The following is an 11,976-nucleotide window of genomic DNA, read 5'->3' on the forward strand; positions in this document are numbered from 1 at the left end:
CGCCGATCCGGAAACAGGAGGCCAACCATGACCGCATTCCCGCTCTCCATGGCCCCGCGGCCTTCGTTTCCGGATCACGCCATTGCCGGCCTGGCCGGTGCCTCCTTCAAGCCGCAACACCTGGATGCCATCCTGGAAGACACGCCTGCCGGCCTGTTCTTCGAGGTCCACGCCGAAAACTACATGGGCGCGGGCGGCATGCCCCACGCCGCCCTTGCCGCCATCCGCGAGCGTCATCCGGTCTCGCTGCATGGTGTCTGCATGTCGATCGGCGGCGAGAACCCGCTCGACGAGGACCATCTTGCCCGTTTAGCCGCCCTGGTCGACCGCTATCAGCCGGCGCTCGTGTCCGAACACCTGGCCTGGTCCACCCATGACGGCGTGTTCTTCAACGATCTTCTGCCCCTGCCCTATACCCATGCCACGCTGGCCCGCGTCTGCGCGCATGTCGGCCGCATGCAGGAGGCCATCGGCCGCACGATCCTGCTGGAGAACCCGTCCACCTATGTCCTGTTCGCCGAATCGGACTGGGAGGAGACGGATTTTCTTGCCGAAGTGGTGCGGCGCACCGGATGCGGGCTCCTGCTCGACATCAACAATGTCTTCGTTTCCGCCACCAATCACGGCTTCTCGCCCATGGCCTATCTGGGCCGCTTTCCGCTCGATCATGTCGGCGAAATTCATCTGGCCGGCCACGACACCCAGAGTGATGACGACGGCGACCCGCTGCTGATCGACAGCCACGACCGGCCTGTCTCCGATCCGGTCTGGTCCCTCTACCGCACCATTATCGGCCAGACAGGACCCTTGCCGACGCTGGTGGAATGGGATGCCGATGTTCCCGAATGGCCCGTTCTGAAAGCCGAGGCCGAGGCCGCCCAGGTCATCCTGGACGAGACCGCAATGACATTCCTGATGGGCAAGCGCCATGCCGCCCGCTGACGCCGCCTGGAATCGCGCCGCCTTTGCCGCTGCGCTCGCCGATCCGCTGGCGCCCATGCCCGCCGGTGTCACCAAGCGCGGCGGCGGCAAGGCCGTGCGCCGCTTCGCCGTCTATCGCAACAATGTCGCCCACTCGCTGACCACCGCCATGGCTCACATCTTCCCCGCTGTCGCGGGCCTTGCAGGCATGGACCGCTTCACCCATGTCGCCCGCCTTTACCTGGAGACAAACCCGCCGCGATCCCCCATCCTGGCGGACCTGGGGCGTGACTTCGCCGGCTTTCTCGACGGCTTCGCGCCGGCACGCCAGCAGATGCCTTGGCTTGCTCATGTCGCGCGGCTGGAGCGGGCCTGGCTGGATGCCTGGCATGCCGCCGACGCCGGACCGCTGGATGCCGCCGCCCTGTCATCCGTCCCGCCGGATGCCCTTGCGCAAACGCACTTCACCGCCCATCCCGCTGCCCGTGTGATCGCCGCGCCCTTCGCCATTGCGCACCTGATGGAAGCCGGGCGAGCAGGTTCCACGGCATCTCCCGATGGTGCGCAGGCGGTGCTGGTGACGCGGCCGCGACTTGCCGTCGAGATCAGAACAATCGACGACGCGACCGCGGCCCTTGCGCTCGCCCTCATCGCGGGCGGGACTCTGGAAGAAGCCCACGCCGCCGCACAAGAGGCGCAGCCGGACGGGCCGGAACTGGGGGAAAGCCTTGGCCTGCTGCTTGCCGCCGGCGCATTTTCCGGCCTCGCAGTGGCCCGGCACAATGGAGAGGAAACCTGACATGAACGCGATCATTCAACGCGCCGCCGGGCTGCATGGCGCCATATTCGGGCGGCTGGAAGCAATCGGCGACCGCTGGCTGATGGGCCTTGCCGCCCGTCTGGCCTTTGCCTCCGTGCTGTTCGGCTACTACCGGAACTCTGCCCTCACCAAGGTCGGCGCAGGATTTGCCGGCTTCTTCACCATTGCCGATGGCGCCTACTACCAGATGCTGCCGCCGGTCATCGAGGCCGCAGGCTATGACACGGCCAATGTTGCCGTCTTTCCCTGGAAGATCATCGTTGTCTTCGGCACCTATGCCGAATTCGCCCTGCCCCTGCTGATCGTGCTGGGGCTGGCCACGCGGCTGGCCGCGCTTGGCATGATCGGCTTCATCGCCGTCCAGAGCTATGTCGACATCATGTTTCACAACATCGGCGCGGAAGCCACCGGCGCAATGTTCGACCGGTTTCCCGATGCCGTCATCGCCGACCAGCGCTTGCTCTGGATCGTGCCGCTGGTCTGGCTCGTCTTCAAGGACGCCGGCCTGTTGTCGCTCGATGCCTTGCTTGCCCGCAACACGGCGGCAGCCCGGACTACGATGACGCAGCGCCTCGCCTGAAGGCGGACATGAAAAGGCGGCGCCCGGAAGCGCCGCCCGTGAACCTGAAGGAAAAGCCCGGCCTTACTCTGCCTTGGCCTCGATCTGCTTGGCATCCCTGGCCGAACCGCCGGCAATGGCGATCTTGCGCGGCTTCATCTCTTCGGGAATTTCGCGCTTGAGATCGATATGCAGAAGACCGTTCACCAGTTCCGCGCCGGTGACCTCGACATGGTCGGCAAGCTGGAAACGGCGCTCGAAGGACCGCGCGGCAATGCCGCGATGCAGGTATTCACGGCCCTCGCCCTTCTCCTCTTCGCTCTTTTCGCCCGTAACCGTCAGCGCATTGCGCTTGGCCTCGATGGAGAGGTCGGCCTCGGAGAAACCCGCCACCGCCATGGTGATGCGGTAGGCGTTGTCGCCGGTGCGCTCGATGTTGTAGGGCGGATAGGTCTGGCCATTGTCCGGCTGGGCCAGGCTGTCGAGCATGGTGAAGAGACGGTCGAAACCGACGGTCGAGCGGTAAAGCGGGGAAAAATCAACGTGACGCATGGTATGTCCTCCATGGGAAGCGACGTGGTTTGCGTTTGGTGGCGCACTTGAAACCCGTTATGGCGTTCCGCTGCGCTCCAGCAGCCCCGGTCCCGGCGGCTGCAAACTGCATTTGGGAATCCGCGTCACCGGTTTCAAGGGCCGCCCCGACCGCGCCGCGGCGCGCGTTGTGAACGCCAGATGAACACCCCCTTCCGTCTGCGTTCAGGCAAGCGCAGGCATGGTGCCTGCAACGCTCGGACGGCTTCACGAGGCCCGATGGCGGAGCGGACCCGGGTGTATCGTCCCTTCCTCCCGGGTCCGCTTGTTACCCCTTCATGCCCTTGGCCGGGGCATGACCTGCCACCCATTTGCCCGCGATATTGTCCTTTCATCGATATTTTCTTTGCTTTTACAGCCGCGCCTCACTATTCCGGGCCGCTGACGGAGCAAAAGAACGGTCTCATGCATGGATGTCGCCACCCGACAGGATGAGCCTCTGCTGATCGACATGCCGGACAACCCGCAGCCGGCCGGTGCGGTGGCCGGCCACGTCGAGACGCAGGATGGCATACGTCTGCGCTATGCGCGCTTTGCCGCCACCGGCAAGCCGCTGCGCGGCACGGTCATCATCCTGCATGGCCGCAACGAGTGCATCGAGAAATATTACGAAACGATCGCGGAGCTTTCCGCCGCCGGCTACGAATGCGCCACTTTCGACTGGCGCGGCCAGGGCGGTTCGAGCCGTCTGCTGCGCGACCCTTTCAAGGGCCATGTCGATGATTTCGGCGCCTATCTGACCGATCTCGAACAGGTCTTCGCCGATGTCGTCCTGCCCGATTGCAGGGCGCCGTTTCACATTCTCGCCCATTCGACCGGTGCCCTCATCGCATTGCTGGCCAGCGACAGGATGGTCAACCGCATCCGCCGCATGGTTCTGGCCTCCCCGCTGCTCGAACTCAGCCACCCCCCCCTCGCCCAGCGCCATATCGCCGTCCTGGCACGCCTGCTGACAATGGCCGGCCTCGGCACCATGTACATGGCCGGCGGCAAGCGCCCGCGCGAGATCGCGCCCTTCATGGGCAACAAGCTGACCAGCGACTACGACCGCTACATGCGCAATGGCGCACTCTACCATGCGCACCGGGAACTGGCGCTCGGCGGACCGACGGCAGGCTGGGTCAATGCGGCCGTGCGAGCCATCGAACAGGCAAGCAGTCCGGAATTCATTGCCGGATTGCGTATTCCCGCTTTGCTTGTGGCGGCAGGAGCCGACCAGATCGTGCCGCTTTCAGCGGTGGAGGAATATGGCCGGCGCATGCGCTCGGGTTCATGCATCACCATCGATGGCGCCCGCCACGAAATCATGCAGGAAGCCGATGCCTATCGCGCGCCCTTCATGGCGGCCACGCTGGCCTTTTTCGGCAGCGGACCAACCGGCTGAAAAGGGGCTGGTGCAAGGCTGCGACATGCGCCCGCGCTCAGCCGTTCAGCAACGCCAGCGCCTGCGCGTGCAAATCCGGATTACCCGAGGCGAGGATGTCGCCGCCGGTTTCCGCCGGACCGCCATCCCAGCGCGTGACGATGCCACCGGCCTGCTCGATGATCGGGATGAGGCCGACAATGTCATAGGGCTTCAGCCCGCACTCGCAGGCCATGTCCGCATGCCCCGCCGCCACCATGGCGAAGGCATAGCAATCCGTGCCGTAGCGCGGCAGGCGAACCGCGCGTTCGAGCGCATCGTAGCACGCCCGCTTGGCGCCTTCGTAAAGCGCGGGAGAGGTAGTGAAGAGCGAGGCCTCGGCCAGTGATCCGGTCTTGCGGGTCGAAAGCCTGCGCGCACCGCCCGGCCCTTCGTAATGGGCGCCGGTTTCATCGCCAAAGAACAGTTCGCCGGTAAATGGCTGCGCCATCATGCCGGCCACCGCATCGCCGTTTTCCGTCAGCCCCATCAGCGTGCCCCAGACCGGCAGGCCGGAGATGAAGGCACGCGTGCCGTCGATGGGATCGATGACCCAGACATTGTCCCGGTCAAGTCCCTCCGCCCCGTCCTCTTCTCCCAGGATACCGTCACCCGGAAAGGCCGCGTGGATCAGCGCGCGCAGCGCCCGCTCGATGGCGCGGTCGGCTTCCGTCACCGGGTCGAAACCCGCATCCAGCTTGTTGTCGACGGTGAGCCCGGTGCGAAACCGGGGCAGCCCCTCGCGCGCGGCGGCGGCGGCGGCTTGGCGGAAGAAATCGGCAAATCCGGGCATCGGTTCCGTCCTTGTGGTCATGGTGCAATCCGGCAGCCCGAGGCTTCCGATACTTGCACCAATGGCCAAGTGAAAAGAATGTTAAAGCGGGTTGACTTTTTTGCGGTGCAACATAACCTGTATTCGGACAGTGTTTGACTGTCCATGCCCTCCTTGGGCGTTTCCTCCCTAGACTTCGGCCGCGTCGCCTTGCGTCGCGGTCTTTTTTTCGCCTTTCCGCCACATCACTCCGCGGCCAGCACCACCGGCGCCAGCATGTCCATCGGCAAGGCGGCAAGCGCGGCGGTGAAGCGTTCGAGGTCGGCGCGCAGCGCATCGAAGCCTGCCGCCGGCTCGTAGCTGGCCTCGTTGAGGTAAAGGCCGCGATTGATCTCCACCTGCAGCGCGTGCAGGCCGCGCTGCGGCCGTCCGTAATGCTCTGTGATGAAGCCGCCGGCATAGGGCTTGTTATAGGCCACGCGATAGCCCATGCCCTTGAGCAGGGCGATGGCATGGTCGCTCAGCGCCGGGCTGGCGGACGTGCCGAACCGGTCACCGATGATGAAATCCGCGCCGGCGCCATTGTCGGGTACCCGCACCGAGGCGGGCATCGAATGGCAATCGACGAGAATCCCGAAGCCGAACAGCGCATGGGTGGTCAGAAGCAGCCGGCGGAGCCGTGCATGGTAGGGCTTGTAGTAATGCTCGACGCGCAGCAGCGCTTCCGCCGTGCGCAGCTTGCCGTCATAGATATGCACCCCTTCCGACACGATGCGCGGAATGGTGCCGAGCCCCCCGGCAACGCGCACCGAGCGCATGTTGGCGAAAGGCGGCAGCCTGTCGCTGAACATTTTCGGATCGAGTTCGAAGGCCTCGCGGTTTACGTCGAGATAGGCGCGCGGGAAATTGGCCGAAAGAAGCGGTGCGCCCTGGGCCGCGACATGGTGGAACAGCACGTCGACATGGCAGTCTTCCGACCGGCGGATGGCCTGCGCGTCGAGGCGCACCATGTCGAGAAAGCGCCTGGGATAGTGGCGGCCGCTATGCGGCGAATTGAACACGAACGGCACGCCCTGGCGCGCGGGCATGGTGACATGAAAGGGCGCAATCGTCCGGAAGTCATCCGCCACGCTGCTCGAATTGTCCTTCATGCCGTCTCCGTCCGATGGGATCCGGACAATGGCAGCACACACGCCCCCTGTCCAGCCTTGGAGGCACGCCGCCGGTCCGCAGCGCGGGCGAAAGCGAAGCGGATTTCATTCACTTGATGTTTACCCTCGACACGGCATAGAAGAGCGATGGTTAATATGCGCAAGGGCGGCCTTGCGCCAACGGACACGGAACCATGACGCGCATCCTATTGGCTGAAGACGACAACGACATGCGCCGCTTTCTGGTGAAGGCACTGGAAAAGGCCGGCTATGATGTCTGCGATTTCGACAACGGCGCTTCGGCATTCGAGCGCCTGCGCGAGGAACCGTTCAACCTGCTCCTGACCGACATCGTGATGCCGGAAATGGACGGGATCGAACTGGCCCGGCGCGCCACCGAGATCGACCCCGACCTGAAGGTCATGTTCATCACCGGTTTTGCCGCCGTGGCGCTCAATCCCGATTCCAAGGCGCCGAAGGATGCGCGCATCCTGTCCAAGCCGTTTCACCTGCGCGACCTTGTCGCCGAGGTGTCCAAGATGCTGGAAGCAGCCTGAAACGGCTGCATCCGGCATCCGCACAAGCATGCCCGGCCCGCGCCTTGCGCGGGTTTTTTATTGCCTTGCCGGCGCATCGTTTTTTGCGCTGCAACCCTATTGACGGACACACCCCCTTTGTGGTCTATGCCGCTCCACGGATGGGCGTGTAGCTCAGCGGGAGAGCACTACGTTGACATCGTAGGGGTCACAGGTTCAATCCCTGTCACGCCCACCATCCTTTTCAAAGACTTAGACCCAAGATACGTGGTCCCCAAGGGCCACGGAACTTGGTCGTCACAGACACGGTTTGCCGTGTTCACGCCATGCTGTTGGTCTTGCAGGTCTTCTTTCCCTGGAAGCGGCGATCAGGGGGATCTTCGGGAAATGACGAATTCGCGATTGAGCGAAACGGGAAGGCGTGGATCGCGTTCTTGCGGTTGATATCCGATGGACGTGATCCTGCTCCCACGCTGAAATGCGTGCAGTTGCTGCGGCGGGTGCTGAAAAAGGCTTAGACCGCACGAGCGTCAACCGATGGCCGTGCCACCACTTCGACCACCGGACGGCTTCGCTTGTTGGCGTCCGTTGTGTGCATCATAATTTCTCCTGCTGCACACTTGATTCAATGTGCAGCAAACAATATTTTGATGCACACATTCAAGGTGAGCAGGTGACATGAAGATCGTCTCACACAGCCGCCCTGCCATGGTGGCTTACCAGGACTTGCTTCGCCTGCATTTCGACGAGCAGGCATCCGAGCTGGTCGGCTCTGTCGAGGAACGCCGGCGCAACGGGCGAACCTACCTCTATGAGCGCTTTCGAATCGGCTCCGAGATGAAGAGCCGCTATCTCGGCGAGGACAAACCGGACCTGCGGGATCGCCTGGAGCGCGCACAAGCGCTGAAAAGCGAATCGCAGGCACGCCGCAAGGCCATGACCAGGCTTACCAGGATCCTGCGCGCAGAGGCGTTTATCGCGACTGATCGCGAGACCGGCTCCCTGCTTCTCGCCTTTTCCCGGACCGGCATGTTCCGGCTCGGCGGCACCATCGTGGGAACAACCGCCTACGGGCTTTACCAGGGCGAGCTCGGGGTGCGCATGGACTATGAAGAGCTGGCCCAAACCGGTGACATCGACGTCGCCAGCTTCGAACGGCTCTCGGTCGCCTTGGAGGACAAGGTGGAGGACGCACCCGGAGACATCCTCAAGCAGTTGAAGTTCGATCCGGTTCCGGGTGTGAACGACCGTCAGGTCTGGAGGTGGCGCCAGAGCCACACCGGGGCCATGGTCGAGTTCCTGACGCCGGCCTTCGGCGAAGAAACCGTCAAGCCGCTGCCCGCCCTCGGCGTGAGTGCCCAGGCCCTTAACTACCTTAACTTCCTGCTCAAGGACCCCATTCCCGCCATTGCCCTCTATCGGTCAGGTGTTCTGGTGCAGGTGCCCCGGCCAGAGCGATTTGCAATCCACAAGCTGATCGTGGCCGATCGGCGCCAGGGCGGGCCCGACCAGCTGAAGTCCCGCAAGGACCGCGCCCAGGCCGCCTTCCTTGTGGCAGTTCTCGCCGATGACCGCCCGGACGAGCTTGCCGAAGCCTATGAGGATGCCTTGTCGCGTGGCGTCCGCTGGCGCGCCCGGATCAACGCAAGCCTGAAGCGGATGCCCGAGACAGCGGAGCGGCTCGCGGCGCTGGCTTGATCCAACTGATTATGCTCGCCGTCATCAGGCGGGACGAATCCTGGCAAAGAGATGGGCAACATCCTCGGGTGATCTGAAATAGCGATTGGTGTTCATATAGCCCATGCGGGGCGCCCATTCCCCCGGCATATCCTCTCCCTTAGCCCGCTCGATTCGGGCTGCATCGACACCGGCGTTGATGCCCTTGTCGCCGTAGATCCCGTCCAGAAATACCGAAATGACCAGGCCCGACTTCGCAGGTCCCCTGATGTTGACGCACGAAATGAGTCGGCTGACACGGTAATTTCCTTCGCGGGCATGGTGCAGGAAGGCCTCGAACGTGTCACCATAGCCGGCCTGCTCGGCGATCTGCCTGAATTCGTCCATTGATGGCGCAGGCCGCCGTCTTTGCATGCCGACCATTGCGGGTACGGATACCTGCTGCCAGTCTCCCGGGACGCGCGCTCTGTCGAAGCGAAACAGTGTCTCGACCTGCAAACCATCCCACCGCCAGATGCGAGAGTTGAAGCACCAGCCTGTCCCACGTTCCTCCAGCATGGCTTTCAATTCCGCCAGTCCTGAATCCGTATAGTGACCCGCGAGAATTGCGATTTCGGGTGGTTCGGACGGAAGCCAGTGCTTGCGGATGATCTCAAGCTGGCGGTCTTGGACACCCCGAATGAGACCACCGATCGTCGCGGCAATCTTTGCTTCGAGTGAGCCACTTCGATCATCTCTGAATCTGGTCATGCCACCGTAGACTGCCGGCTTGACCTCGACCGCAATGACAACGCCCTCAAGCAGGCCGATGCTGTCCATCCGGTCACCGGTGGCTTCCACATCGCCAGCGAGTTCAGCGTAGCCCTTGTGCTCACTCAACCAGCCGATTGCTGCCAATTGCAGCGTCTTTTCCTTGTAGACGTGTTCCACTGGCGCACCTCTCACCTTTTCGTTGTCTTGAAGTGGCAAATCGACAGCCAGATGCCATTAGTGTGAATGGGCAAACCATTTAATGCAAGTTGACCACGGCGCGCCCTCATGAGGGGCTTCATCCCGCACCCGGGAAAGGTTGACTCGGTGTCGGCGCCCAGGAACCAGGGCGCTGCGCCCATGCGCCGGATCCCGCGACGTCGGCACGTCGAAGTCCCGGGAAACCCGCGTCTGCCAAGGGGATACGTTGGGGCGCCACCGACGGTTTGGAACCACCTGTCGGTAGCCTGCGCATAACTTCGCTATCGCACTGGAGCCGGGTCTATACAGAAAACCGCGACGAACCCCTTGCTTTGGTTACCTGACGGCTGGCGTTGTATTTCGCCGACGGGACTCGAACAAGTGCAATGCCCGGGATTTCCGGTTGCAGATGGGACGTTTGCATCGCCTCAAAGCTTCCACGCTTGTTTCGGCAACTGCGCAAAGCGTGTTCGCGCATGATACACTCGGCCCGGGTGCCCTGTCGCGAAAGGATAGCCTCCACCACAGCATGATGATCATCATGCGAAGCACGGATCTGGCGGATCGACCGGTCCGTATCGATGGTGTCGAAGACCAGTGCACGAGATGACACCAGCGGGATCCGAGACAAGTGTTCGATCAGGGGCTTGAGGGTGGAACTGCCGGAGGCCGCGATGATCGTGTCATGCAGGTCGGAATTGAGTTCGATCCATTCGGTGCGGCTGGCAAGGGCCGAGAAACCATTGAGCATCAGCGCGTCCATCCGGGCAAGGATATCACGCAGGATGGCAGCATGCGCATCACTCAGGCCACGCTCGGCAGCAAGGCGTGCGCCCATGCCTTCAAGATTGCCGCGAACCTCAATGGCGTCCGCCACCTCGTCGATGGTGAACGCGCGAACGCTGAAGCCGCGATTGGGCTGCCCCTCGACAAGGCCTTCCTGTGCGATCGCTCCGAGGGCAAGCCGGATGACCGTGCGCGACGCGTTCAGGTCCTCCGCCAAGGCAACCTCGCGCAACTTAAGCCCGGGTTCGTAGGTTCCCGAAAGAACCTTCTCGCGCAGGTTCTGTGTGACTTCCTCAAGAAGCGTTCTTGGCATGCGGGCTGGGTCTCCATTCAGTGCGGAAATCGAAGCGGACTGTTTTGCATGCATATTTTGATAGCAGATCGGATCGAGGCTGTGAATGATCGTTTCGCTTCGACTTTTCGGCTTGCCAACTCGAATTTTGCATGCATTATCGAAAAATCATGAGCGCAATTCGCCGGAGTAGCGCTGGGTTCGAGGGGCGCCGTTCCAGGTTGATTGCGTAATTGCGGGCATTTTGCCCGGCAAGGGCCGGATGATGGATTCCGGTTGCAAGTCGGTCGGGAGCTGCGGGGGCGATCCGCAACAGGCGGCCGGAAGTCAGGGGCTTGCAAGGGCCCGACATCAGGGAGGACACGATGATGATTTCGCGAAAGACATTTTTGCGCGGCCTGGCAGGAGCCATGCTGCTGGCATGGCCGCATACAAGTTGGGCCGACATGATGGAGGACCTGGCCAGGGAAGCTGCCAATGGACCGGCGGTGATCTGGTATGAAAGTTCGCCCGAGGAACAGGCCGACAAGATCGTTGACGCCTTCAACGCGACATATCCGGATATCGAGGTGCGCCACGTGCGCCTGACTGGTGGCAACCAGCTCGGTGCCAGGGCCATTCAGGAGGTGGAAGCGCGCGGCCATACCGCCGATCTGCTCACCGGCGGCGCAGCACATACCTGGTCGCTCAATGAGCGGGGCATCCTTCTGAACATGGACTACACCACGCTGGGCATTCCGAAAGACCTCACGCCCACCGACTTCACCGTTGCCACCGCCGCATCGGTCTATGCGGTGATCTGGAACAAGACCCTGGTCGATGACGCCGACGTTCCGAATTCCTGGGACGACATGGCGGACCCGAAGTGGACGGGCAAGATGGGGTCGTGGGTGCGGGCTGCGGCCTTCGCGCAACTGGCAAAGAAAATGGGGGAAGATCGGGCCGAGGAACTGCTGAACAAGTTCGTGGCATTGAAGCCGCTGCTGTTCAAATCGACCTTCCCTTTGGCTCAGCAGGTCGCAGCCGGTGAAGTCGCGCTCGCGCTCGGCTTCTATCACACGGCACAGCCGCCGCTGAAGGCAGGCGCACCACTCGGTGTAAAGGCACTCGACCCGACACCGATGCACACGATCTTCACGTCGATCTCCAAAGATGCACCGAACCAGGCCGGAGCGAAGGTTCTGCTTGCATGGCTGGTCTCGCCGGAAGGCGCAAAGGCTTATGAAGAGGCAACCAATCGCGGTAGCGCGATCTTGCCTGGCACCAAGACACATGAACTGGTGAGCAAGGTCGACACCAGTGAGTGGCCAGCGGAAGAAACAGCTGAATATTCGGCGATTGGCGACCGCTTCAACAAGATCCTGGCCGAGGTCGGCGACGCGCGCTGAGCGTAAGAACCTCAGAGCCCATTCTGCATTTCGGGTGCGCGCCGGTCGCGCGCACCCAGCCTCCTGCCCGGCTCCAGCATCCCTTTCCCGCAAGAGGACTCCCACGACATGAGAATATCGTCCGCAGCTG

At 62.7% G+C, this 11,976-nt stretch carries 12 protein-coding genes and 1 tRNA gene; 8 read left to right on the plus strand and 5 right to left on the minus strand.

Translation table 11 applies throughout. The annotated features are described in order from the left end of the window. Positions 1–27 precede the first annotated feature (27 nt). Genes R3D65_RS13750 through R3D65_RS13760 form a run of 3 tightly spaced genes read left to right on the plus strand, consistent with a single transcriptional unit; the run spans position 28 to position 2,321 of the window. Positions 28–942, plus strand: a complete 915-nt coding sequence (locus R3D65_RS13750; protein WP_371275813.1) for a DUF692 domain-containing protein — start codon at positions 28–30, stop codon at positions 940–942. Beyond that, positions 929–1,720 carry a putative DNA-binding domain-containing protein gene (locus R3D65_RS13755; protein ID WP_371275814.1) on the plus strand — a complete coding sequence of 264 codons (792 nt, stop codon included), beginning with the start codon at positions 929–931 and terminating at the stop codon, positions 1,718–1,720. The genes R3D65_RS13750 and R3D65_RS13755 overlap by 14 nt, the downstream gene beginning before the upstream one ends. A gap of 1 nt (position 1,721) precedes the next feature. Next, a complete protein-coding gene (locus R3D65_RS13760) occupies positions 1,722–2,321 on the plus strand; it encodes a DoxX family protein (protein ID WP_371275815.1) in 600 nt (199 codons plus the stop codon). 63 nt (positions 2,322–2,384) lie between these two features. Here the strand turns inward: R3D65_RS13760 and R3D65_RS13765 are convergent, their stop codons facing one another. After that, positions 2,385–2,852 carry an Hsp20 family protein gene (locus tag R3D65_RS13765; protein ID WP_371275816.1) on the minus strand — a complete coding sequence of 156 codons (468 nt, stop codon included), beginning with the start codon at positions 2,850–2,852 and terminating at the stop codon, positions 2,385–2,387. 448 nt (positions 2,853–3,300) lie between these two features. Here R3D65_RS13765 and R3D65_RS13770 point away from each other — a divergent pair, with 448 nt between their 5' ends. Then, positions 3,301–4,275 carry an alpha/beta fold hydrolase gene (locus tag R3D65_RS13770; protein ID WP_371275817.1) on the plus strand — a complete coding sequence of 325 codons (975 nt, stop codon included), beginning with the start codon at positions 3,301–3,303 and terminating at the stop codon, positions 4,273–4,275. Between the two features lie 37 nt (positions 4,276–4,312). Here the strand turns inward: R3D65_RS13770 and hisN are convergent, their stop codons facing one another. Both hisN and R3D65_RS13780 read right to left on the minus strand, forming a co-directional pair. Continuing rightward, positions 4,313–5,107: a histidinol-phosphatase gene (gene hisN / locus R3D65_RS13775; protein WP_371275818.1), complete on the minus strand. Its 795-nt coding sequence runs from the start codon at positions 5,105–5,107 to the stop codon at positions 4,313–4,315. Positions 5,108–5,310: 203 nt separating this feature from the next. After that, positions 5,311–6,216, minus strand: a complete 906-nt coding sequence (locus R3D65_RS13780; RefSeq protein ID WP_371275819.1) for an N-formylglutamate amidohydrolase — start codon at positions 6,214–6,216, stop codon at positions 5,311–5,313. A 194-nt stretch (positions 6,217–6,410) separates the two neighbouring features. Here R3D65_RS13780 and cpdR point away from each other — a divergent pair, with 194 nt between their 5' ends. From cpdR to R3D65_RS13795, 3 genes are all read left to right on the plus strand, one after another. Then, complete coding sequence (gene cpdR, locus R3D65_RS13785; protein WP_099306048.1) at positions 6,411–6,773, plus strand: cell cycle two-component system response regulator CpdR; 363 nt, start codon at positions 6,411–6,413, stop codon at positions 6,771–6,773. A 142-nt stretch (positions 6,774–6,915) separates the two neighbouring features. After that, positions 6,916–6,990, plus strand: a tRNA-Val gene (locus tag R3D65_RS13790). A 440-nt stretch (positions 6,991–7,430) separates the two neighbouring features. Further along, positions 7,431–8,450 (plus strand): GSU2403 family nucleotidyltransferase fold protein, encoded by a 1,020-nt coding sequence (locus tag R3D65_RS13795; protein WP_371275820.1) that lies wholly within the window; start codon positions 7,431–7,433, stop codon positions 8,448–8,450. A gap of 24 nt (positions 8,451–8,474) precedes the next feature. On the opposite strand, the gene R3D65_RS13800 is transcribed toward R3D65_RS13795, so the two are convergent. Together R3D65_RS13800 and R3D65_RS13805 are read right to left on the minus strand one after the other, a co-directional pair. Further along, a complete protein-coding gene (locus tag R3D65_RS13800) occupies positions 8,475–9,359 on the minus strand; it encodes a hypothetical protein (RefSeq protein WP_371275821.1) in 885 nt (294 codons plus the stop codon). 322 nt (positions 9,360–9,681) lie between these two features. Continuing rightward, on the minus strand, positions 9,682–10,479 hold the full coding sequence (locus R3D65_RS13805; RefSeq protein WP_371275822.1) for a GntR family transcriptional regulator: 798 nt from the start codon (positions 10,477–10,479) through the stop codon (positions 9,682–9,684). A gap of 389 nt (positions 10,480–10,868) precedes the next feature. Between R3D65_RS13805 and R3D65_RS13810 the strand changes: the two genes are divergently transcribed. After that, positions 10,869–11,846: an ABC transporter substrate-binding protein gene (locus R3D65_RS13810; RefSeq protein ID WP_371275823.1), complete on the plus strand. Its 978-nt coding sequence runs from the start codon at positions 10,869–10,871 to the stop codon at positions 11,844–11,846. Positions 11,847–11,976 lie beyond the last annotated feature (130 nt).

The sequence above is a fragment of the Zhengella sp. genome (assembly GCF_041397485.1).
Taxonomy (GTDB): domain Bacteria; phylum Pseudomonadota; class Alphaproteobacteria; order Rhizobiales; family Rhizobiaceae; genus Zhengella.